Source organism: Nonomuraea fastidiosa (assembly GCF_042751225.1).
Lineage (GTDB): Bacteria > Actinomycetota > Actinomycetes > Streptosporangiales > Streptosporangiaceae > Nonomuraea > Nonomuraea fastidiosa.
This window is the reverse complement of the sequence record NZ_CP170570.1, coordinates 1,213,080-1,234,873: the sequence shown is the minus strand read 5'-3', so window position 1 is coordinate 1,234,873 and position 21,794 is coordinate 1,213,080. Positions and strand designations below refer to the sequence as shown.

At 72.1% G+C, this 21,794-nt stretch carries 24 protein-coding genes; 9 read left to right on the top strand and 15 right to left on the bottom strand.

Annotation, left to right across the window (positions count from 1 at the left end; genetic code table 11):
• Positions 1-300: 300 nt before the first annotated feature.
• Positions 301-843 carry a hypothetical protein gene (locus ACFMQL_RS05550; RefSeq protein WP_364058012.1) on the bottom strand — a complete coding sequence of 181 codons (543 nt, stop codon included), beginning with the start codon at positions 841-843 and terminating at the stop codon, positions 301-303.
• A 119-nt stretch (positions 844-962) separates the two neighbouring features.
• Here ACFMQL_RS05550 and ACFMQL_RS05545 point away from each other — a divergent pair, with 119 nt between their 5' ends.
• Positions 963-1,424: a hypothetical protein gene (locus ACFMQL_RS05545; protein ID WP_364058009.1), complete on the top strand. Its 462-nt coding sequence runs from the start codon at positions 963-965 to the stop codon at positions 1,422-1,424.
• A 154-nt stretch (positions 1,425-1,578) separates the two neighbouring features.
• Here ACFMQL_RS05545 and ACFMQL_RS05540 read toward each other — a convergent pair whose 3' ends face one another.
• Positions 1,579-2,322, bottom strand: a complete 744-nt coding sequence (locus ACFMQL_RS05540) for an NAD(P)H-binding protein (protein WP_364058006.1) — start codon at positions 2,320-2,322, stop codon at positions 1,579-1,581.
• 87 nt (positions 2,323-2,409) lie between these two features.
• Between ACFMQL_RS05540 and ACFMQL_RS05535 the strand changes: the two genes are divergently transcribed.
• Positions 2,410-2,895, top strand: a complete 486-nt coding sequence (locus ACFMQL_RS05535; RefSeq protein WP_364058003.1) for an Rrf2 family transcriptional regulator — start codon at positions 2,410-2,412, stop codon at positions 2,893-2,895.
• 196 nt (positions 2,896-3,091) lie between these two features.
• On the opposite strand, the gene ACFMQL_RS05530 is transcribed toward ACFMQL_RS05535, so the two are convergent.
• The 3 genes from ACFMQL_RS05530 to ACFMQL_RS05520 all read right to left on the bottom strand — a co-directional run bounded on the left by ACFMQL_RS05530 (position 3,092) and on the right by ACFMQL_RS05520 (position 5,763).
• Positions 3,092-3,286 carry a ferredoxin gene (locus tag ACFMQL_RS05530; RefSeq protein WP_364058000.1) on the bottom strand — a complete coding sequence of 65 codons (195 nt, stop codon included), beginning with the start codon at positions 3,284-3,286 and terminating at the stop codon, positions 3,092-3,094.
• Positions 3,287-3,314: 28 nt separating this feature from the next.
• On the bottom strand, positions 3,315-4,526 hold the full coding sequence (locus ACFMQL_RS05525) for a cytochrome P450 (protein ID WP_364057997.1): 1,212 nt from the start codon (positions 4,524-4,526) through the stop codon (positions 3,315-3,317).
• Positions 4,527-4,596: 70 nt separating this feature from the next.
• The gene (locus tag ACFMQL_RS05520) at positions 4,597-5,763 is read right to left on the bottom strand and encodes an FAD-dependent oxidoreductase (protein ID WP_364057994.1); all 1,167 of its coding nucleotides are present in this window, start codon (positions 5,761-5,763) and stop codon (positions 4,597-4,599) included.
• A 128-nt stretch (positions 5,764-5,891) separates the two neighbouring features.
• On the opposite strand from ACFMQL_RS05520, the gene ACFMQL_RS05515 reads away from it, so the two are divergent.
• Positions 5,892-6,632, top strand: a complete 741-nt coding sequence (locus ACFMQL_RS05515; RefSeq protein ID WP_364057991.1) for a TetR/AcrR family transcriptional regulator — start codon at positions 5,892-5,894, stop codon at positions 6,630-6,632.
• Positions 6,633-6,805: 173 nt separating this feature from the next.
• Entirely contained in the window at positions 6,806-8,653 is a 1,848-nt protein-coding gene (locus ACFMQL_RS05510; protein ID WP_364057988.1) for a DUF2264 domain-containing protein, read from the top strand.
• 80 nt (positions 8,654-8,733) lie between these two features.
• On the opposite strand, the gene ACFMQL_RS05505 is transcribed toward ACFMQL_RS05510, so the two are convergent.
• The 6 genes from ACFMQL_RS05505 to ACFMQL_RS05480 form a co-directional block, all read right to left on the bottom strand.
• The gene (locus ACFMQL_RS05505) at positions 8,734-8,928 is read right to left on the bottom strand and encodes a CsbD family protein (protein ID WP_364057984.1); all 195 of its coding nucleotides are present in this window, start codon (positions 8,926-8,928) and stop codon (positions 8,734-8,736) included.
• 63 nt (positions 8,929-8,991) lie between these two features.
• On the bottom strand, positions 8,992-10,074 hold the full coding sequence (locus ACFMQL_RS05500; RefSeq protein WP_364057981.1) for a Gfo/Idh/MocA family oxidoreductase: 1,083 nt from the start codon (positions 10,072-10,074) through the stop codon (positions 8,992-8,994).
• Positions 10,071-10,856 carry a ThuA domain-containing protein gene (locus ACFMQL_RS05495; RefSeq protein ID WP_364057978.1) on the bottom strand — a complete coding sequence of 262 codons (786 nt, stop codon included), beginning with the start codon at positions 10,854-10,856 and terminating at the stop codon, positions 10,071-10,073. Before ACFMQL_RS05495 ends, ACFMQL_RS05500 begins: the two co-directional genes overlap by 4 nt.
• 20 nt (positions 10,857-10,876) lie before the next feature.
• On the bottom strand, positions 10,877-11,695 hold the full coding sequence (locus ACFMQL_RS05490) for a carbohydrate ABC transporter permease (protein ID WP_364057975.1): 819 nt from the start codon (positions 11,693-11,695) through the stop codon (positions 10,877-10,879).
• A gap of 10 nt (positions 11,696-11,705) precedes the next feature.
• Complete coding sequence (locus tag ACFMQL_RS05485; protein ID WP_364057972.1) at positions 11,706-12,647, bottom strand: sugar ABC transporter permease; 942 nt, start codon at positions 12,645-12,647, stop codon at positions 11,706-11,708.
• Positions 12,644-13,834, bottom strand: a complete 1,191-nt coding sequence (locus ACFMQL_RS05480) for an extracellular solute-binding protein (protein ID WP_364057969.1) — start codon at positions 13,832-13,834, stop codon at positions 12,644-12,646. The genes ACFMQL_RS05485 and ACFMQL_RS05480 overlap by 4 nt, the downstream gene beginning before the upstream one ends.
• Before the next feature lie 321 nt (positions 13,835-14,155).
• Between ACFMQL_RS05480 and ACFMQL_RS05475 the strand changes: the two genes are divergently transcribed.
• Complete coding sequence (locus ACFMQL_RS05475) at positions 14,156-15,163, top strand: LacI family DNA-binding transcriptional regulator (protein WP_364057966.1); 1,008 nt, start codon at positions 14,156-14,158, stop codon at positions 15,161-15,163.
• Here ACFMQL_RS05475 and ACFMQL_RS05470 read toward each other — a convergent pair.
• Positions 15,108-15,362, bottom strand: coding sequence for a hypothetical protein (locus ACFMQL_RS05470; protein WP_378784778.1), 255 nt, complete (start codon positions 15,360-15,362; stop codon positions 15,108-15,110). The genes ACFMQL_RS05475 and ACFMQL_RS05470 overlap by 56 nt on opposite strands.
• Positions 15,363-15,558: 196 nt before the next feature.
• On the opposite strand from ACFMQL_RS05470, the gene ACFMQL_RS05465 reads away from it, so the two are divergent.
• Together ACFMQL_RS05465 and ACFMQL_RS05460 are read left to right on the top strand one after the other, a co-directional pair.
• Positions 15,559-16,881 (top strand): sensor histidine kinase, encoded by a 1,323-nt coding sequence (locus tag ACFMQL_RS05465; protein ID WP_378784776.1) that lies wholly within the window; start codon positions 15,559-15,561, stop codon positions 16,879-16,881.
• Positions 16,882-17,034: 153 nt separating this feature from the next.
• Entirely contained in the window at positions 17,035-17,316 is a 282-nt protein-coding gene (locus ACFMQL_RS05460) for a hypothetical protein (RefSeq protein WP_364057957.1), read from the top strand.
• 54 nt (positions 17,317-17,370) lie between these two features.
• Here ACFMQL_RS05460 and ACFMQL_RS05455 read toward each other — a convergent pair whose 3' ends face one another.
• Positions 17,371-18,258: a DNA-3-methyladenine glycosylase family protein gene (locus ACFMQL_RS05455; RefSeq protein ID WP_378784774.1), complete on the bottom strand. Its 888-nt coding sequence runs from the start codon at positions 18,256-18,258 to the stop codon at positions 17,371-17,373.
• A 111-nt stretch (positions 18,259-18,369) separates the two neighbouring features.
• Between ACFMQL_RS05455 and ACFMQL_RS05450 the strand changes: the two genes are divergently transcribed.
• Positions 18,370-18,738: a MerR family transcriptional regulator gene (locus ACFMQL_RS05450; RefSeq protein WP_364057951.1), complete on the top strand. Its 369-nt coding sequence runs from the start codon at positions 18,370-18,372 to the stop codon at positions 18,736-18,738.
• Between the two features lie 18 nt (positions 18,739-18,756).
• Here ACFMQL_RS05450 and ACFMQL_RS05445 read toward each other — a convergent pair whose 3' ends face one another.
• On the bottom strand, positions 18,757-19,317 hold the full coding sequence (locus tag ACFMQL_RS05445; protein WP_378784773.1) for a TetR/AcrR family transcriptional regulator: 561 nt from the start codon (positions 19,315-19,317) through the stop codon (positions 18,757-18,759).
• Between the two features lie 89 nt (positions 19,318-19,406).
• On the opposite strand from ACFMQL_RS05445, the gene ACFMQL_RS05440 reads away from it, so the two are divergent.
• Complete coding sequence (locus ACFMQL_RS05440) at positions 19,407-19,811, top strand: nuclear transport factor 2 family protein (RefSeq protein WP_378784771.1); 405 nt, start codon at positions 19,407-19,409, stop codon at positions 19,809-19,811.
• Positions 19,812-20,268: 457 nt separating this feature from the next.
• Here ACFMQL_RS05440 and ACFMQL_RS05435 read toward each other — a convergent pair whose 3' ends face one another.
• Positions 20,269-21,759: a cobyric acid synthase gene (locus tag ACFMQL_RS05435; RefSeq protein ID WP_378784769.1), complete on the bottom strand. Its 1,491-nt coding sequence runs from the start codon at positions 21,757-21,759 to the stop codon at positions 20,269-20,271.
• Between the last annotated feature and the right edge of the window lie 35 nt (positions 21,760-21,794).

Here is a 21,794-nt window from a genome sequence, read left to right as displayed (position 1 = left end):
AGCACTTACGGCGGCCACGGCCGGGCCCGCCACGATCAGACATACGCGGGCCTGCCGCCGCCGCACGGGTGCCCCAAGAGTCCTCACGGGCCGGGCCGGGCCGCCGCCGCCCGGGTGCGCCCCTGAGAAACCCACACGGGCGAGCCGCTGCCGCACCTGAAATCCGCGCTGCCAGAGATCACGGGCAGTGCGCGTTCTTCGCTCCCGACGCCGTCACCATGCGCGACGAGGCGCTCCTGTACGACCTCGGTCCCGCCGGCGGGCAGCGCGTCGCGGGCGGCCGCGCCGCCTGCTCGCCGGCTACGACGGGGCCGGACCCGTCAGCAACTGGTCGGGCACCACCTTGGGCAGCCCGCGCAGCCACGTCTCCAGGTCCGAGGGCCACCACCGACCGGCCGCCAGGCGGCCCAGCTCATGGGCGACCGCCGACGACGACGCGGGCACCGGCACCACCCGTACGGGCGCCGCCCCCGCCAGCACGCCGAGCCACCAGTGCCGCCACGTCTGTGGCATGTCGCCGGACTCCAGCACCAGGTAGTAGTCGGGCAGCGCCAGCCGGTCCGCCCGCAGGTCGGCGAGCGCGGCCTCGATGGCCACCTCCAGCGCGCCGACCACGCCCGTGCCGTCGAAGTACGCGGTCCACGCCGCGGCCACGTCGGCCAGCGGGTCGGCGTCGTGCACCACGTACGTGGCCGCCGACCTGGCCGCGAGATCCGTCACCTCGGCCGCGGTGCGCTCGCCGCGCCGGATCGCGTACACGTTGTGCCGGTCGTCCAGCCCCGCGATCACGTCAGCGGCCCCATCCCCGGCGACCACGACCACCGTACTGCTCAAACGCCGCATATCCGGCAGTTTATGCGCCCGCCGTCCGGACGAGCCGCCGGTGCGGCGTGGCGCCGGCCGCGACGACGGTCGCGTTCGCCACCATGGGAGACGCCGGCCACACAAGGCGAGGGGGATGGATGCGGGCGATCGCGGCCATGGCGGTGACGCTCGCGCTCGTCGCCGCCCCCGTACAGGCCGCCGAGGACGATGACGACGGGAACGGCGACGGCAAGAAGCCGGTCTGGCGCACGCTCACCTCTTTCTTCGTCTCGCCCGAGTCGCCGCACCAGAACGACGTCATCCGCGTGCTCCTGCACTGCCCGGACGCCGCCAGCCACGCGATCGTCGGCTCGACGGCCTTCCCCATCAAGGGCTCCTGGCGCACCTTCCGCGAGGTGGGCGTGGGTCTCACGGGGCGGAACTTCGGCAGGCGCGGCATCATCATCTCCCGCTTCGCGCCGCCTGGGCACCACGAGGTGCGGATGAAGTGCGTCAAGGTGCGGATCGACAGGAAGAAGGGCATCAGGAAGGTCAAGGTGATCAGCCGCGCGTCGGCGTCGCTGACCGTGCGCCCCTTCCATATCGGCCAGTACTTCTGAACCGGCCAGTACTTCTGAACCGGCCAGTACTTCTCGCCAGCCCTGCCGGACCCGGCCGCTCTCATCCCGGCCCTCGCCGGAGCCGGCCGCCCCCGGCCGTGCCCGCCGGAAACGGCCCCTTCCGCCCCCGCGGGAGGAAGAGGCCGCACGGAACTCACTTCTGCTGGGCCAGCCACTCCTCGAACGTGGTCGGCATGATGCGTACGCGCTCGCCCGGCAGCAGCACGTCCCCCGCCATCGACGGCCCGAACAACCCCGACCAGGTCGGCACCAGCTTCACCTCGCGCCCCCGTACCTGGTGCGTGCGCCGTGCCATGTCCACGAGGTCCTGCGGGTCGGGCCCGGCGACGTCGGCATAGCGGCCCTGGGGCTCGCCGAGCGCGACCTCGGCCAGCACCGCTGCGACGTCCTCGGGCGCGATGGGCTGGACGAGCAGCGGCGCGATGGTGGCCACGCCGTCCTTCTCCGTCCAGCTCGCGACCATCTCCGCGAAGTCGTGGAACTGCGTGGCCGGCACGATCGTCCACGGCACCGGCCCTGCCTCCACCAGCCGCTCCTGCTCACGCTTGCCGGCGTAGTGGGCGTTGCCCGGCACGCGGTGGACGCCCACGATCGACAGCAGCACGTGGTGCCGAACCCCGGCGCGCTGCTCGGCGGCCAGCAGGTTGCGGGTGGTGGTGCCGAAGAACGCGACCGTCTCCTCCACGCCCCCCGGCGGGCCGTTGAGCGCGTCGATGACCGCGTCGGCCCCGGCCAGCGCCTGGTCGAGCCCCTCGCCCGTGGTCAGGTCGACGCCGAGCGACCGGCTGATGCGGACGACCTCGTGCCCGTCCTTCTCAAGGATGGCGGCCGTCCTGGAGCCGATGTTGCCGGTGGCTCCGGCGACTGCGATGCGCATGGTTGATCTCCCCCATGTGTGCGATGACGTCACGAACTATATCTCGGACTTTTCGGATCCTCAATATCTCAGATTATGCTGGTCGTCGTGAAGTTGCCTGTGAGCACCGAATGGCTGTTGCACTGCGCCACGACCCTGGCGCAGCTCGACCCGGGAGCGACCGCGTCGGCCGCACAGCTCGCCGACTACTACGACCTGCCCGCTCCCTACCTGGCCAAGCAGCTCCAGGCGCTGGTCAGAGCGGGGGTGCTGGCGACGACGACGGGGCCGAAAGGCGGGTTCAGGCTCGGCCGGCCGCCGGGCGAGATCACGCTGCTGGAGATCGTGGAGGCGGTGGACGGGGCTGCTTCGCCGTACGAGTGCCGCGAGATCCGGATGCGGGGGCGCGGCGCGCTGCCGCCCGAGGACTGCAGGGAGACCTGCGTGCTGGCGGCGAAGATGTTCGAGGCCCACGAGGCGTGGCGGCGCAGCCTCGCGGCGGTCACGCTGGCCGATGTGCTCGCCGACCTGCCGCCCACGGCTCCGGCCCGCACCCGCTCCATCATCGCGGGCATACCGAGAACGCCCCGCTGACCCCCGCGAACGGGGGCCGGCGGGGCGTACGCGTGGCTCCGCCGGGCTGACTCCGGTGAGCGGAAGGGGTCAGCGGGGCGTGGATGGTGTTCCACCGGGCCGCGCGGAGGGAGGAGACCCGCGCCTCGCCCGGTGAGAGCCCGCCCGGCCGCCACGACCGCCGGACGGACCCGGTCTCATCACGCGAGCCCGATGGTCATTCCGCGAGCCCGATGGCGGCCCCCGGGCACACGGCGGCCGCCTCGCGCACCGCGGCGTGCTGGCCCGCGCCCGGCGTCTCGTCCAGCAGGATCACGATGCCGTCGTCCTCACGCTGGTCGAACACCTCCGGCGCGAGCAGCACGCACTGCCCCGCACCACAGCACTTGTCCTCGTCGATGATGACCTTCATCGGTGTCCGTCTCCTCTCGAACGGGGTGTCACCAGCGGACGGGCAGCGTACGCAGGCCGCCGACCGCCAGCCCCTCCACGCGCTCCAGCTCTTCCACGGGCACGGCCAGCTCCAGCGACGGGAGCCTGCGCAGCAGCACCTCCAGCACGACCTGCAGCTCGGTTCGCGCCAGCGCCTGGCCGAGACACGAGTGCGCGCCGGAGCCGAACGCGAGATGCGGGTTCGGGCTGCGGGTCATGTCCATCTCGGAGGCGTTGGCGAAGGCGCGCTCGTCGCGGTTGGCCGCCGCCATGCTGCAGATCACCGTGGTGCCCTTGGGCAGCACCTCACCGCCGACCTCCGCCTCGACCGGCAGGTAGCGGGGCAGGCCGACGCCGGCGTTCGCGTCCATGCGCAGCGACTCCTCGACCGTCGTACGGATCAGCGCGGGCTCGTCCAGCAGCCGCTCCCACCGGCTCCGGTCGGCGAGCAGCATCGCGACCATCTTGCCGATCATGTTGGCGGTGGTCTCGTGCCCGGCAACCAGCAGCCCCATGCCCGTCACCAGGATCTGCAGGTCCGACAGCCCGCCCTGCTCGGGACCGCCGGCCGCGAGCAGCTCGCTGAGCAGGTCCTCGCCCGGCTGCTCCCGCTTGGCCGCGACGTGGCCGGACATGTACTCGAAGAACTCCGCCTGGGCGGCGTCGATCTCCTCCTTGGAGTAGCGGGTGAGGTTGAGGAACGTGTCCGACCAGTACGAGAACCGGTCGCGGTCCTCGGCGGGCACCCCGAGCATGTCGCAGATCACGTACACCGGCAGCGGGAAGCCGAGCGACGCCTTGAGGTCGGCGGGCGCGCCGCGCTTGACCATGTCGTCGATGAGGTCGTCGGCGATCTGCGTCATCGACGGCCGCAGTGCCGCCATCCGCTTGGCCGTGAACCACCGGCCCACCAGCCGCCGCCAGTGCTGGTGGCCCTCGCCGCCGTCGGGGATGATCTGCGCGATGTCGCTGTTGAACACCCCGCCGCCGTCCGCCGACAGCCGCGCCGCGTCGGGGGCGGTGAGCCGGCGGGTGAAGCGCGGGTCGGCGAGCACCGCCTTGACGTCCTCGTACCTCGTGATGAGCCGCGCGCCGTCGCCGCTCGGCAGCTTCACGTGCGCCACCGGGCACTCCGCGCGCAGCCGCGCCCACTCCGCGGGCGGGTCGAGCGCCGCGTCGTTGGGGATCGGGTAGTTCAGGACCTGCTCGTTGGCACTCATGCGGCCTCTCCTCGTGTTCGGATGGTCCGCCGCCCGGCGCGGGCGGCTCGGTGATGCCGGTGACGCCGCCTCACGCGGGCGTGAGGTGCTGCTGGCGCAGGACGCGGGCCTGCTTGGCCATGTTCCAGCCGAGCACGCCGGTGATCCGGCCGTCCTCGCGGTAGACGGCGGCGAAGCGGCGCTGCTCGGGATCGCCCTCCGCGATGCTCGTCTCGGCCGCGGCCGACGGCAGGCCGTGCGCCTGGATCTTGACGTCGTACTGGTCGGTCCAGAAGTAGGGGATCGGCGTGTACGCCCGGTCCGCGCCCAGCAGGTTGGCCGCCACGACCTGGGCCTGCTCGGTGGCGTTGGTCCGGTTCTCCAGGCGCAGCCTGCGGCCCAGCCCTTCGTGATGCCAGGACGCCACGTCGCCCACCGCGTAGACGCCGTCGGCCGCCCGGCAGCGCGCGTCGCACTCCACCCCGTCGCCCAGCCGCAGCCCGCTGCCCTCCAGCCAGCCGGTGGCCGGGCGGGAGCCGATGGCCACCACCACGGCATCGGCGTCGAGCGTCTCGCCGGTGGCCAGGCGCACGCCCGTCACCCGCCCGGCCGTGCCGGTCAGCGCCTCGACGGCGACGCCGAGCCGCAGCCGCACCCCCTGCTCGGCGTGCGTACGGGTCAGGTGATCGGCGATGACGTCGCCGAGCTGGTCGGCGAGGATCGCCCTGCCCATGCCGACGAGCGTCACGTCGAGGCCCATGCCCCTGGCCGTCGCCGCGATCTCCGCGCCCAGCACGCCCTCGCCGACGACCACCAGCCGCCTGGCCGCGGTCAGCCCGAGGCGCAGCGCGAGCGAGTCGTCAAGGCTGCGCAGTACGTGCACGCCCGCGAGGTCGTCCTGGCCCGGCAACCGGCACGGGACCAGGCCCGTCGCGATGACGACGGCATCGGCGCGCACCACGCGGCCGGACGCCGTGGTGACCGCCCGCGCCTTCGCGTCCAGGGCCGTGGCCGGCTCGCCGCGTACGAAGCCGGCGCCCAGGGCGTCGAGCTGCTGCTGCGTGCGGAGCTGCGCGCGCTCCGGCTCCCACGCCCCGGCCAGCACCTGCTTGGACAGTGGCGGCCGGTCGTAGGGGAGGTGCGGCTCGGCGTCGAGCAGCGTCAGCCGCCCGGTGTAGCCGTTGCGCCGCAGTGCCTCGGCCGTGCCCAGACCCGCGGCCGAGGCGCCGACGATCAGGATGCTCTCTGGCGGTGTCACTCCGCCTTCCTCCCGTCCCCGGCTGCATGTATGCGCATATGTCCTGGTCCTTTCCGCCCTCTCGCCCCGAACATTACCCACACATGTAGGAAAACCTACACCTGTCGTCAGAAGGTAGGGTGAAGCGCGTGGCGACCTCGAGAGCAAGCAACACACCATCGGGTGATCGGCGCGTCCGCCGCACTCAGGCCGCCCTCGCCCGTGCCCTGCTCCGGCTCGTCGAGGAACGCGACCTGTCCCGCATCGCCGTCGCCGACGTCGCCGAGCTCGCCGGAGTCAGCCGCTCGACCTTCTACGACCACTACCGCGACGTGCACGAGCTGGCCGAGGCCGCCTGCACCGCGATGATCGACCGGCTCATCGAGTCGCTGCCCATGCCCGGCCTCGACGCCGACGACCCGCTCGCCGAGGCGGCCGCGTCGCTGGAGGCGTTCTTCGCCAGCCTCGCCGAGCACGCCGGGCTCTACCGCGCGCTGCTCGGCCCTCAGGGCAGCGCCCGCGTCGCCGACCACATCCGCCGCCGCACCGCCGCCGCCATCGAGGCCCGCCTGCACGAAGAGTCCACCCGCGCCGGCGCAGGACCAGCCGAGCCCGCCGCCCGCGCCGGCGTGCGTCCGTCCGAGCCTGCCGCCCGCCCCGGCACGCCCGGCGACCGTGGCGACTCGCAGGACACGCACGACGTGGTCGCCGCCTTCACGGCCGGAGCGCTCATCGGCGTCGCCGCTGACTGGCTCCAGCGCGGCTGCCCCCGCCCTCCGTCGGAGATGGCCGCCCTCACCTGGCCCCTGATCGCCGCTGTCCACCCCATCCCCGTCCGCCAGACCCCCTCACGCACCCCTGCGACGGACGACACCCACCCGCGCACGTGACTCGGCCCGCCCACTGACCGTCGGGGCGCGTGCTCAGCCGGTGTGGTGCGGTCAGGTCGGCCGGAAGCGGGAGCGGGCGGGCGCCGGCACCCTGCTCGACCACCCGCTCCGGTTCCGCGCAGCGCCCGGCCCGGTCTCGAATGCGGGCGGTTGATCCACCTAGGATGCGGTTCATGCCGCTTCACCTCCCCCCGCCCGACGACCGGCTGTCCGGACACACCGGCTGGACCAGGGCCCACTGGGAGGCGATGGCCGACCATCTGCTGGCCTCGGTGGTGCCGTACGCCACCGAGGGCTTCGCCCAATACCGGCTGCCCGGCAAGCCCAGCATCTCCGGTACGGTCAGCGACGGGCTCGAAGGCTACGCGCGCACGTTCCTGCTGGCCGCGTTCAGGATCGCGGGGGCGCGCGGCGAGGTGCCGCCCGAGCTGATCGAGCGGTACGCGACCGGCCTGATCTCCGGCACCGACCGCGGCCACCCCTACGCCTGGCCGGAGCTGACCGACATGGCGCAGCCGCTGGTCGAGGCCGCTTCCATCGCGATCGCCCTGCACGAGACCCGGCCCTGGCTGTACGACGGGCTCACGCCGGAGCAGCAGGAGCGGGTGGTGAGCTGGCTGGCCGGGTTCATCGGCAAGCGCACCCCGGACAACAACTGGGTGCTGTTCCGGGTGATCGTCGAGCAGTTCCTGGCCGAGGTGGGCGGCCCGTACGAGCCCGGCGAGATCACCGGCGGCCTTGAGCGCATCGAGGAGTGGTACACCGGCGACGGCTGGTACACCGACGGCACGGGCAAGAACTACGACTACTACTGCGGCTGGGCCCTGCACCTCTATCCGTCGCTGTGGGCCAGGATGGCGGGCGACACCGCCCGCGCCGAGCGGTACGCCGAGCGCCTGCGCCTCTTCCTCGAGCAGTACCAGCACTTCTTCGCCGCCGACGGCGGGCCCGTGCACCAGGGGCGGTCGCTGACGTACCGGTTCGCGACCGTCGCACCGCTGTGGCTGGGCGCGCTGACCGGCGCCACGCCGCTGCCGCCCGGCCGGACCCGCCGCCTGGCCAGCGGCGTGCTGCGGCACTTCGCCGAACGCGGCGCGCCCGACGAACGCGGCCTGCTCACCCTCGGCTGGTACGACCCCTTCCCGCCGGTCGTCCAGCCCTACTCCGGTCCGGCGTCGCCGTACTGGGCCAGCAAGGCGTTCCTCGGCCTGCTGCTGCCGCCCGACCACCCGGTCTGGACCGAGCCCGAGGAGCCGGCCCCGATCGACCTGGCCGACCAGAGCGTGGCCATGCCGGCGCCCGGCTGGCTGATCGAGGCCACCCGTGGCGACGGCGTCGTACGCCTGCTCAACCACGGCAGCGACCGCGATCGCGTCAGGAACCCCGACGGCCCGCCCGACCCCCACTACCTGAGGCTCGCCTACACCAGCCACACCGGGCCCGAGGCGAGCGGCGTGGACAACAACCTGGCCGTCATCGCGCCGGGCGGCGCCACGTACCTGCGGCGGGTCATCGAGCCCCTCGCCGTCTCCGACGGGTTCGCCGCGTCGGCGTGGCAGGACGGGGAGGTACGCGTGGTGACGGCGGTCGTCGCGGCGGGCGCGTCAGAGATCAGGATCCACCAGGTCACCGCACCGGCCGGGCACCACGTACGCGACGGCGGCCACGCGCTCGCCGATGCCGCGCCGCCCGAGCTGCGGCAGGGCGACGGCGTGGCCTCGGCCCGGCGCGCCGACGGCCTGACCAGCGCCGTACGCGCCCTGCACGGCTTCACCGGCACCGGCCTGGCCACGGCGGAGCACGCCAACGCCTTCGGCCCCTGCTCCGCCACCCCGTACGCCGTCGCGATCGGACACCCGGGCGGCACCGCCGTCTACGTCAGCCTCGTCCACCTGTCGGGAACGCAAGCCGAGCCGCCCGCACCGTCGGTGACGGTGACGGACGACGCGGTTCTCCTGGGCCTGCCGGACGGCCAGACGGTCACCGTCCGGCTCGGCCCCGTCCCCGCCTGCACCCGCTGACCCGCCGTCACCGTGTCCTCGACGGCGCCGCCACGGCGGGCGCCCGCACCCCCGGAAGGCGCCCGGGCGGCGGCGCGGGGTCACTTCTTGAAGGCGTCCTTGACCTTCTTGCCCGCGTCCTTCACCTTCTCGCCGGCCTGCTTCAGGCCGCCCTCGGTCTGGTCGGCGCGCCCCTCGGCCTGCAGCCGCTCGTCGTCGGTGGCGTCGCCGATGTTCTCCTTCGCCCGCCCCTTCAGCTCCTGAGCCTTGTTGCGGATCTTGTCGTCGGTGCTCATGCCCGTTCCCTCCCGCTCGTCGGATGCGATCCCTCACCTAACCGAGCGGGAGGGCGGGAAACATCAGGCGTTCCTGAGGTGCTCGGCGGGCGACGGCCAGGACGCGAGCCGGGCGTGGATCTCCTCGCGCGCCGGGAGCGTGAGCGCCTCGGCGTACGCGCTGGACAGCAGCTCCTCGATCGAGACCCGCTCACCGGTCTCGGCCGCGTGGACCGCCGCCTCCACCATGGCCAGGCTGCCGATGTTACGGGCGATCGCCCCCGAGGGCGTCGGGCCGCCGCGCACCGCCGCGACGAACTCCACCAGCGCCCCGGCGATCTGCTCGTGCTCGCCGGGCGGCACGTCGGCGGCCCCGTCGAGGCTGGAGGTGATCCGGTGCTCGCCGTCCCAGGTGGCGCTGCCACCGGGGCCGACGGCCCGCCACTCGCCGTTCCACGAGGTCTCCAGCCCGTCGGCGCACCAGCTTCCGTTGTAGACGTAGCGGGTGCCGCCTTCGAAGCGGAAGGTCGCGGTGGCGGAGGCGTCGCCGCGGTACCAGCTCCACGGCGGGTTCCAGCTCTCGCACGTCACCGACACCGGCTCGGCGCCGAGCAGGTAGCGGGCCGCGTCGAAGGCGTGGATGGCCATGTCGACGAGCAGCGGCTGGGGCATCTCCTCGCGGAACCCGCCGAATCGCGGCCCGCGGAAGAACGACGTGGCGAGCAGGCCGGGCGGGCCCAGCCTGGCGATCAGCCGCCGGTACTCGGCCAGCGCGGCGTAGTAGCGGCGCGACTGACTGATCATCAGCAGCCGCCCCGACGCCTCGGATGCGGCGGCCTGCAGCATGGCCTCGGCCAGGGTCGGCGCTGCCGGTTTCTCGCACAGCACGGGCACGCCGGCGAACAGCGCCTCGACGCTGACGGAGGTGTGCGCGGCGGGGACGGTGACGTTGACGACCGCGTCCGGCTCGACCCGCGCGAGCAGCTCGCCGAGCGAGCCCGCGACCGGCGCCGCACAGCCCACCTCGCGTACGGCGGCCCGCGCCCGTTCGACATCGAGGTCGGCCACCCCGGCCACCTCGACGTCGGCCGACGCCGTCAGCGTGCGCAGCCAGGCCATGCCCATCGCGCCCGCGCCCACCTGGACGACGCGCAGCCTCCCGCTCACTCGGCGTCCTTGTTGTGCATCGCGCCCCGGTAGCCGTGCCCGTTGAAGAAGTCGCCCATCTCGTAGCGCAGCAGGGTCGGCAGCGCCCGCCGGTCGGGGTCTCCTGCGGCCCACTCGACCCCGTTGGCGATCACCTGCAGCACGTCGGGGTGGTGGTAGACGGGATAGTCCTGGTCACCCGGGCTGAAGTAGAAGATCTTGCCGTTGCCGCGCCGGAACGTACAGCCGCTGCGGAACACCTCGCCGCCGGTGAACGAGCTGATGAAGATCAGCTCGTCGGGGGTGGGGATGTCGAAGAATTCGCCGTACATCTCCTGGGCGGGGATCTCGATGGGGTGCGGCACGCCGCGTGCGATGGGGTGCGTCGGGTTGACCGTCCAGATCAGCTCGCGGTCGTTCTCGCTGCGCCAGCGCAAGGTGCAGGTCGTGCCCATCAACTTGGTGAAGATCTTCGACCAGTGGCCGGAGTGCAGCACCACCAGGCCCATGCCGGACAGCACGTGCCGGTGCACGCGTTCGACCACCTCGTCCGCCACCTCGGCATGCGCCGCATGGCCCCACCAGGTCAGCACGTCGGTGCCGGCCAGCACCTCCTCGGTCAAACCGTGCTCGGGGTCGTCGAGGGTCGCGGTGGAGACCTTCGCCCGCTCGCCCAGCCGGGCCTCGATGCCGCGCCTGATGGCGTTGTGCATGCCGTCGGGGTAGATCTCCCTCACGTGGGGTTCGACCTGCTCGTGCCGGTTCTCGCCCCACACCAGGACGTTGAGGGTTCGAGCGTTCATGCGGACGTCCTTTCCCGTCGTCATTTGACCGCGCCGCTGACGGCGCCGGCCGCTATGTAGCGCTGTGCGAAGATCAGCAACAGCCCCGCGGGGATGGACGCGAGCACGGCCGTGGCCATGACCGCGGCCCAGTCCTGCGAGTTGGCGCTGATGTAGTCGTAGATGCCGAGCGTGATCGGCCTGACCTCGGGCGTGCTGGTCAGGGTGAGGGCGAAGAGGAAGTCGCTCCACGCCGACAGGAAGGTGAACAGGGCGGCCGTGACGATCGCGTTCTTGCTGATCGGTACGACGATCGCGAGGAACGCCCGCAGGTTGCCCGCGCCGTCCACCATCGCCGCCTCCACCAGCGCCGGCGGGATGGAGCCCATGAACGCCCTGATGAGCAGCACCGCGAAGGGGATGCCCGCGGCGGAGTTGGCCAGGATCAGCCCGAAGACGTTGTTGATCAGAAAGAGCGCGTTGAACAGCGGGTAGAGGGCGTTGGCGATGACCATCGCCGGGATCATCTGCGTGATCAGCAGCACGAGCAGGAACACGTTCCCGGTCTTGGTACGGAAGCGGGCCAGCCCGTACGCGGCGGGCGTCGCGACGGCGAGGGTGAGCACCACGGTGCCGAGCGCGATGACCAGGCTGGTGACGAAGTTGCGGCCCTGCTCGGTGACGGCGGTGACGTAACCGCTGAGATCTGGACGTACGGGGAAGAAGTCGGCGGCGGCGGCCCCGGAGGCGGCCTGGAGGCTGGTGTTGACCATCCAGTAGACCGGGAAGATCATCACGGCCAGGAAGAGCACGCCGAGCATCGTCATGGGCAGCGTGCGTGCGGTGGAGGTGGGGTTCACGTGCGTCACCTCACTCGTGCGGCTCGCGGCGCGAGATGAACAGGTAGATGAGGGCGAAGACGAGCGAGACCACGACGAGGACGTTGCTGATGGCCGCGCCCTGGCCGAAGTCGAACTCGACGAACGACTTGTTGTAGGCGTTCGTGGCCAGCGTCTGCGTGGAGTTGGCGGGGCCGCCGCCGGTCAGGCCGAGGATGATGTCGACGACCTTGAGCGTGTAGACCACGCCGAGCACGATGACGATGCTCACCACCGACCGGATGTTGGGCCAGGTGATGTGCCGGAACGCGGTCCAGCCGGTGGCGCCGTCGAGCGCGCCCGCCTCGTACAGCTCCTTCGGCACGGCCTGCAGGCCGCTGTAGAGGATGGCGACGTTGAACGGGATGCCCAGCCAGATGTTCACGCCGATCACCCCGGCGAGTGCGAGCGTCGGATCGACCAGCCACGGCACGGCCGGGATGCCGAACAGGCCGAGGAACTGGTTGAGCGCGCCGCTCTCCTGGTCCAGCAGCCACTTCCAGACCGCGCTGGATGCGATCAGCGGCAGCAGCCAGGGCAGCAGCAGCAACGAGCGCAGGAAGCCGCTGAGCGGGAAGTTCCGCTTGAAGAACAGCGCGAGCGCGAGCCCGATCGCGAACTGGAAGGTGATCGAGCCGACCGTGAACAGCGCGGTGTTCACCAGCGTGGTCGTGAACAGGTAGCTCGACAGGATCGTCACGTAGTTGCCGAGCCCGACCCAGGGCGCGTGACCGCTGTAGAAGGTCGAGGTCGTGTACTCCTGGAAGCTCATGACGACGTTCTGGACGATCGGATAGCCGAAGAACATCGCCACGAACGCCATCGCGGGCAGCGTGAACAGCCACGGCGTGGCCCGCCTGAGCAGGCGCGCCCACAGCAGGTTGCGGCGGCCGCGCGCGGCGGCGGGGGAGAGGCTGAGCGGTGCCGAGGTCATCGCGCCGCTCCTTCGCCCTGTGCCAGGCGCAGGGCCTGCGCGGGCGGGGCCTTGCCGGTCAGCGCGAGCTGGACGCCGTTATAGATCTTGGTGGCCGCCTTCGGCCAGTCGGGCCCGAGCATCGCGGTACGTGAGCGCGCGGTCCGCACGGTGGTGACGAACGTCGCGATCGCCGGGTCCTCGGCCGCGGCGCGCTCGGCCACCTCAGGGTTCGTCGGTACGGTCTGCGTGACCTTGGCCGTTTCGAGCTGCTGCTCCGGTGAGACCAGGCACTTCACGAACCGTCCCGCGTCGGCCATCCTGGCCCGGTCGCCGGTGCGCGGCACCGTGAACAGCTCGCCGCCGAGCGGGGCGACCGTGGTCTGCGAGGCCAGCCGGGTCGGGATGGTGAACGTGCCCCAGTCGACGTCCCGCTGTTTTCTGAGCGCCGGGATCTGCCAGGGCCCGTTGACCACCATCGCGGCCTTGCCGGCGATGAACTGGTCGATGACGTCGTCCTGGCTCCAGATGATCGAGCTCTTCGACATCGAGCCGTCGTTTCGCAGATCGACCAGGAATTGCAGGGCCTGCACGGTCTCGGGGGTGGTGATGTCCTCCTCGGTGCCGCCGTTGCCCCACATGAACGGCAGGAACTGCCAGGAGCCCTCGTAGGTGTTGATGTTGCTCATCGCGAAGCCGTACCGGCCGGGCGCGGTGAGCCTTTTCGCGGTGGCGCGCAGCTCGTCCCAGGTTCTGGGGACTTTCGTGATGCCGGCCGCCTTGAACAGCGCTTTGTTGTAGAAGATGCTGAGCGTGTTCACCGAGGGGGCGAGGCCGTAGAGTTCTCCGGCGTACGTGCCCGCCTTCACCACGCCCGGCGTCATTCCCTCGCCGTGCATGCCGTAGTCGGAGAGCGGTGACAGCGCGCCTGACTCGGCGATCTGCTGGACGTCGGGGTTGTCGAGCATGAGCACGTCGGGCAGCGTGCGCGACGAGCTCTGCTGCAGCACCTTGGGGATCAGGCCGGGGCCGGCGATGTGATTGACCTGGATGTCGAGACCGGTCCTGCGCGCGCACGCCTGGTAGAGCGGGTCGCGCAGCTCGTCGTAGTAGTCCTGGATGACGAGCGGGCCGGTGTTGCGTACGCCGGCGGCCGCCCCGCCGCACGCCGACAGGGTGAGGGGAACGAGGACCGCCGCGACAGCCACTGTGGGCGCCTTCCCGTGACGCTTTCGTGCTGTCTCCATGTGAGCCACTCCTTGGGGGTCGCCACGGAGTCGATCAGGGGTCGAACAAAGTCGGAAATGGATCGGTGACAAGGAGAAAAGGGCTGCGGGAAGTGATCCGGCCGCTCGGGGGCGGGGCCGGACGCTGCTTGATGTAAAGCGCTTAACCGCGCTGGCTCGACCGCTATGTTGCGCCTATCTCACCGTGATGTCAATAACAAGTTAAGCGCTTTACGAAACTCCGGCGGGCGATATAGTCACAGGTGCTTCGCGCGGCCCTGACGAGTCGGGAGGCGGCATCACATGGTCACGATGCGCGACGTCGCCGAGCGGGCGAACGTCTCGATCGCCACGGTCTCGTTCGTCATCAACGGCACCAAGCGGGTCGCGCCCGAGACCCGCGCCCGCATCGAGGCGGCCATCCAGGAGCTCAACTACCGGCGCAACGTCGTCGCCCGCGCCCTGGCCAGCTCGCGCACCCGCATACTCGCGCTGGCGCACCCCGATCTCGAGCCCAAGCCCAACGCCACGGTGATCCAGTTCGTCATGGGTGCGGCCCACGGCGCCCGCGAGCGCGGCTACGACCTGGTGCTGTGGCCGGTGAACGACGACGAGCAGATGTCGCACCTGCTGGCCGGCGGGCTGGTCGACGGCGTGCTGCTGATGGAGGTGCAGATCCGCGACGCGCGGGTGGAGCGGCTGCTCGCCGCACAGGTGCCGTTCGCGCTGATCGGCCGCACCGAGGACGACGACCTGCCGTACGTCGACATCGACTTCGCCACCACCATCCACCAGGCCGTCGAGCACCTGCGCGGTCACGGCCACGAGCGCGTCGCGCTGGTCACCCAGCAGACCGGCGCGGCCGGCGAGCCGGGCCGCATCAAGCGGGTGGAGTCGGCCTACCGCGACGCGATCGCGCCGCTCGGCCACCCGCCCGCGGTGATCGCCGTGGAGAGCACCAGCGCGGGCGGCCGGGACGCCGCCCGCCGCCTGCACGACGACTTCCCCGAGGTCACGGCCGCCGTCCTGGTCAACGAGGGCGCCGCGGCCGGGCTGGTGAAGGGCACGCGGGCGCTCGGCAGGCACGTGCCCGGCGACCTGTCGATCATCTCGGCGGCGACCACGCGCGAGCTGGGCGAGATGATCGAGCCCTCGCTCACCGTCATGGCCGCGCCCGCGGCCGAGCTGGGCCGGATGGCCGCCGACGCGCTCATCGACCGGCTCGAAGGAGCCGGAGAGGCGCCGCCCAGCGTGCTCATTCCGTGTGCGCTGGTGCCCGGCGAGTCGGTGGGGCCGCCACCGGCCCGCTGACGTCGAGCCCCGCGTCGGGGCCGACCAGCCTGGCCAGCGCCTCCTGCGCGGTCGCCCGTACGGCGGCGGGATCGTCGAGGTCGAAGCCGACGACGAGCCCGTCGCGCAGCACGAGCAGCAGGTCGGCCGTCCGCTCCGGGTCGAGCTGCCCGACCACATCGGCCCCGAGGAGGGCCGCGCGCTCGTCGAAGCCATCCACCAGGTGTGCCCGTACTCCAACGCCACGCGGGGCAACATGCCGGTCGAGCTGGTCATCGAGTAGGCCGCCGCTCCTTAAAAGTCTTTGTCAGGGAATCTCCCGAAGATGGCGGCCAACGTCATCGCTGTGATGTTCTGGCCTCCGGGGGAGACGCGTGGGCAGACTGTGGGGCCGGTCGTTGCGGACGCGGCTTGCGATGTTCGCCAGTGTCACGATGCTGCTGCTGAACGTCATCGTGAGCGCTTTCGTGCTGGTCGGAATCAGGGACGAGGTCGCCGACATCCGGGCGCACGACCTGTCCGTCGTGTCCGTGCGCGTGCTCATCATGATCAAGCAGCAGCGGCTGCCGCAGGTGCTCGAGCCCGCGGGCACCGACGGCATTCAGGTCATCGACCAGACCGGCCTGCCGGTGGCCTGGACGCCCAGCCTGGCGGGGCAGCCGCGCCTGACCACCGCCCTGCCGGGCCGCACCCAGGCCAACGACACCGGGACGCTGTGCAACCTGCCGGCCTTCCCCGGTGAGTGCAAGATCGTCGTCACGGTGACGGCGTACCAGCCGGAAGGCGAGTGGCTCGTCTACGCCTTCGGCCCCGCCGTGCCGTGGTACGTCAGCCCGCAGACCGTCCTCTTCCAGCTCGGCGTGTCGGTCGCGCTGATCGGGCTCACCTGGTTCGGGGTCTCCCGCATCGTGGCCAAGACGCTGGCCCCCGTCGGCAGCATCACCAGGAAGCTCGCCGAGATCAGCGCGGGCGGCGGCGGGCTGCGGGTGCCGGTACCCGACACCGAGGACGAGATCAGGGAGCTGGCCGAGACGAGCAACCAGACCCTGGAACGACTGGAGGGCGCGCTCACCGGGCTGCAGGAGGCGATGGAACGGCAGCGCAGGTTCGCCACCGACGCCTCACACGACCTGCGCAGCCCGATCACCGCGATGCGCACGCAGGTGGAGGACGCCCTGCTCTACCCCGAGGACGCCGACTGGGAGGAGACCGGCAGGAAGGTGCTGGCCAGCCTCGACCGGCTCCAGGCGATCGTGAACGACCTGCTCACGCTCAGCAAGCTCGACGCCGGCGCCCCCGACGAGCGCGCGCCCATCGACCTCGGCGAGCTGGTCGCCGCCGAGACCGCGCGGCCGCGCAGCAAGGAGGTCGTCACCACCCTGCAGACCGGCGTCGTCGTCACCGGCGACCGGCTGCAGCTGGCCCGCCTGCTGACGAACCTGCTCGACAACGCGGAACGGCACGCAGAACGGAAGATCATCGTGACCGTGCGGCGGCAGGGCGACGAGGCCGTGCTCGAAGTCGTGGACGACGGCGCGGGCATCGCGCCGGAGCAGCGCGAGTTCGTCTTCCAGCGCTTCACCCGGCTGGACGCCGCACGCAACCGCGACGCCGGCGGCACCGGGCTCGGCCTGCCCATCGCCAGGGAGATCGCGACCGCCCACCTCGGCACGCTGACCATCGAGGACTCCGACGTCGGCGCCCGGTTCGTGCTGCGCCTGCCGATCCTCGAGGACTGACCCCGCTCTGCCGGGACGCGAGCGGGTCGTGACGCGAGCGGTTGTGGCGCGAGCGGTTGTGGCGCGAGCGCGGCCGGCGGCATGACTGACTTGGGGGCGATCGGGGCACATGCAGATCCGGACCAGGTTTGTGCCACCGAGGAAGGAGCCCACATGGAACAGCCGGGGACCGGTAGCCGGAACGCCCAGGCGGCCACAGGAGAGGCGCGCGGCCACGTACGCTGCACGCCACCCGCCGCCGCCGAGCTGTTCGAGATCGCCGTCCTGGACACCACCGGCGGGGATCCGCACTGGCACACCATCGGCTGGGGCGTGGATCGCAGCGAGGCCGACTCCATCGCGCAGTCGTACGTCACCCGGCCCCTGTGCCCGTACGAGGAGGCCAGGATCCGGCAGAACGGGCACTTGGTCGGCGTGCACCGCCGCAGGTCCTGATTTTCGCCGCGGCTTTCGTGTAGCCGGCGCGGGACGGGGCGCGGCTCGGGTGCGTCAGCCGCGCTCGTCCATGACGCCGTACGCCGTCGCGCGGAAGAGGAACGACGCCCACGACCGGTAGGGCCGCCAGGCGTCGGCCAGCCGCCGGTACGCCGACGGCGGAGCGTCCTCCGGCAGCCCGTACGCCTCGCGCAGGTTCGCGAACAGCCGCGGCTCGTCACCGGGGAACGCGTCCGGCGCGCCCGCGCCCCTGATGAGGATCAGCCCCGCCGAGAACGGCCCCACGCCCGGCAGCTCCCGAAGCTGCGCCAGCGCCTCCTCGGGCGCGAGCGAGCGCAGGTGCTCGGTGGTGAGCAGGCCGTCGAGCGCCGCCCTGGCCAGGCCGCGCAGCCATTCCTCCTTCTGCGCGGGCAGTCCGAGCCCGCCCGCGTCCAGCAGCGAGACGGGCGGCGGGAACGCGACGAGCCGGTGCCCGTCCACCTCCACCTCGGCGCCGTACCGCTCCGCGATGCGCTGCTTGATCGCGGACGCCACGACCATCGACGAGCGCTGCACGATCACCGCCCAGCAGGCCGCCTCCCACGGGCTCCAGAAGCACACCGGCCGCAACCCGGGACGCAGCCGCTGCAAGTCGCCCAGCACCGGGTCGGCCTCGCCCACCTTGGCGAAGCCGGTGCCGTCCACGTCGAGCGACAGGATCCGCGCCACCTCGCCCCTGATCGCCGGACCGGCCGGACGCGTCGTGGCGACCCGCACGCCGCCCGGGGCGGCCGTCACGCGCACGCCGATCGGCCGCCAGTCGGCCTCGGCGCAGTACGCGAAGCGCAGCGTCCGCCCGTCGGACGGCAGCCTGCTCGTGACCGGCCAGTCCTCCACGAAGCGCAGGGAGTCGGCGAAATCGAACGGGCCCTCGGCGGTCAGCGTGAACTCGTGCGTGGTCATGCCGCGTATGGTAGGCGGGCCCGGCCGTGCCCTGAGGGCGGGGATTACGCTGAATCCCTGACGCCGACGTCAAAGGCACAGGTCACGGCACGGGCCGCGGAGGGGGACGGGATGCGAATCGGCGAGCTTGCCGCCAGGACCGGCGTGAGCGTGCGCGCGCTGCGCTACTACGAGGAGCAGCGCCTGCTCGCCTCCGAGCGCACCGCCAGCGGGCAGCGCGTCTACCCCGAGAGCGCGGTGGAACGGGTCCGGCTCATCCGGCAGCTCTTCGCCGCCGGGCTCGCCAGCAAGGCCATCGAGCCGATCATGCCGTGCGTGGTGACCGGCGAGGTCGTGCCCGAGCTGCTCGAACGGCTGCGCGCCGAGCGCGAGCGCATGGACGCCAAGATCAACGAGCTGATCGCGGCCAGGGACAAGCTCGACGCCATCCTCGCCGGCGCCGACGCGGCCGCCCACAAGGGCAGGCCCTGCCCGCGCTGATCTCGGAGCCGGTGGGCCTCAGCGGGGGCGGAAGGCGTCGAGGAGCAGGTTCACCGTTCTGTGCCGGAGGTCGTCCGGCCAGCCGGCGGCGAGCGCGCCGTGGGTGACGGCGGTCAGCAGGGCCATGACCTCGTCGAGACGCACGTCCGCGCGGACCGTCCCGGCCTCGCGCGCCGCGTCGAGCAGCCTGGCGAAGACGTGGTCGAGCGCCATGATCTGCTCGCCCGGCTCGATGGGCGTGCCTTCATCGGCGAGCAGGCTCACCACGGCACCGGCTCCGGCCGAGCTGCCGACGAGGAACGTGAAGTACTCGAAGAACGCGGTGGCCGGATCGCCGCCGGCGATGAGCGCCTCCGCCTTCTCGATCAGCCGGCGCCGCAGATCCTTCATGATCGCGGCGAGGAGGTCGCGCTTGGTGGGGAAGTGGCGGAACACCGTCCCGATGGCCACGCCGGCGCGGGCGGCGACCTCCTCGGTGGACGCGGAGGCACCCCGTTCGGCGAACACCTCCTCGGCGGCGGCCAGGATGCGGGCGCGGTTGCGCCGGGCGTCGGCGCGCATGGGCTTGCTGTCGGTCATCCGTCTGCTCGTTGACAAAAGTGAGTCGTGGACTCATATTCATAAAGTGAGTCTGTTGCTCACCTTATCCTCGCCTCCGGAGGAAAGCCATGTCCGAGCGAACCTCGCGCGACCTCTTCGCCCGCTTCCAACGCAACGTCCTGTCCGGAGCGCCCGCCCTCGACGAGGAGATGCTGGCCGCCGACGTCGTGGTGGAGCAGCCGCACGCCCCTGACGGGCGGGGCACGATCGAGGGACGCGAGAAGGTCGTGGCGATGTCCCGGGCGGGCCGCGCGTCCCTCCCCGTCACGTTCGAGGAGTTCAGGGACGTGACCATCCACGACACCGCCGACCCCGAGGTGATCGTCGCCGAGTACCGGCTGGTCGGCACCGTCCCGGGGACCGGCACGCGAGCCCAGGCCGCGTTCGTCGTGGTGCTGCGCGCCAGGGACGGGCGGATCGTGCACTGGCGCGAGTACCAGGACCGCGCCGCCATCGCCGAAGCCCTGGCCTGACTGACCCCGGCCCGCCGCGTCGCGCGCTCAGGCGCGCCTGCCCGCCGTGTCGTCCCCTTCGGCGCGTCGCTTGCGGCGTCGCCTCACCGGCCCGCCTGGCGCCGCTCGCCGGCCCTGGCGTCGCCTCTCGCCCGGCCGCGTTGTCCGCCGCATGGTCCAGCCGGCTGTGTCGTCCTCGGCCCGTGGCGCTGCCCCGGCCTGTCGCGTTGTCCGGTGCCCGGCGGGTGGTGCGCCGTTCGGGTGCTGCTCGCTGCGGCACCGCCCACTGTCCGTGGGTGTCGCCTTGCCGTGGCCGCGTGCGGCCTCCTAGGCGCGTCGGCGTCACTTCCGGCCTGCGGCGTTGCTCCCTCTCGCCCTCCGTCCGCGGTGTCATCATGTCTCGTCGCGCGCGGCTTGCTTCGGCGTCTCCGGTGTCAGCCCTGGCGCGCGGTGGCGCCCGTTTTCGGCGGTTGTCCCGTTACGCGGGTGGGGCGCCGGGTGGGAGGGTGGGGAGGGTCTTCGGGGGGCCCTGGTCGATGAGGCGGAGGAGGGCGTCCGTGTTCAGGTTCTGCTCCACCAGGTCGGCGAGGGCGTCCAGGCGGTGCTCGCGTAGCCGGGCGAAGTCGGTGTCCGGGGCGGGGGTAGAGTCCCGGCCGGCTCGGCGGGCCACGTCGGTGAGGAAGGCGCGGCGGAAGCCGTCGTTCTCCAGGGCGCCGTGCCAGGTGGTGCCGAAGACGTTCGCCGAGCGGCAGCCGTCGAGGAAGGGCTCGCCGCCCTCCACGGTCGGGATCCCGTGGTGGATCTCGTACGCGCGCACCGGCTCCCCGTACGCCGTCCCCGCGGGCCTGCCGAGCCGCTTGTCCGCCCCGAACACGAACCGCACCGGCAGCAGCCCGAGCCCCTCGACCCGGCCCGCCCCCGACTCGACGTCGTCCACGATCTCCCGTCCGAGCATCTGAAAGCCGCCGCAGATCCCGAGAATCGGCCCGGTTCGCTCGCGCAGGGCCGCGGCCATGCCGTTCTCCCGCAGCCAGGCGAGGTCGGCGACGGTGGCCCGGGAGCCGGGCAGCACGACGAGGTCGGCGTCGTCCAGCTCGGCGGCCCCGGTGGCGAAGCGCACGACCACACCGGGCTCGGCGGCGAGCGCGTCCACGTCGGTGAAGTTCGAGATGCGCGGCAGCCGTACGACGGCGACCCGCAGCGTCTGCCGCCCGTACGGGGGCCGCACGGCCACCTGCCGCCCGTCGAGCGCCAGCGAGTCCTCGACGTCCAGCCAGAGCCCGTCCAGCCAGGGCAGCACTCCGTACACCTCGCGGCCGGTGAGCTTCCTGAGCATGTCGAGCCCCGGTTCGAGCAGCTCCTTCGCGCCCCTGAACTTGTTGACCACGAACCCCGCCACATGCGCCTGGTCGGCGGCGTCCAGGAGGCCGACCGTGCCGTAGAAGGCGGCGAACACCCCGCCCCTGTCGATGTCGCCGACCACGATGACGGGCAGGTTCGCGGCCCTGGCCAGGCCCATGTTGGCGATGTCGCCGCGACGCAGGTTGATCTCCGCCGGACTGCCCGCGCCCTCGCACACCACCACGTCGTACTGCTTCCTGAGCCGCTCCAGCGCCTCCAGCGCGGTCGTGCGCAGCAGGTCCTTCAGCGCGCCGTACTCCATGGCGTCCACGTCCGCGACCGGGCGGCCCATGAGCACGACCTGGCTGCGGCGGTCGCTGCCCGGTTTGAGGAGGATCGGGTTCATGCCGGCGGTCGGTTCGAGGCCGGCGGCCCGCGCCTGAACGGCCTGCGCGCGGCCGATCTCGGCGCCGTCGGCCGTGACGTACGAGTTGAGCGACATGTTCTGCGCCTTGAAGGGCGCGACGCGCACGCCCTGGCGGGCCAGCCAGCGGCAGATGCCCGCCGTGACCACGCTCTTGCCCGCGTCGGAGGTGGTGCCCGCCACCAGGAGTGCGCCGTTGACCATGGCCCACACGGTACCGAAGCCGCAGATCACGAAAT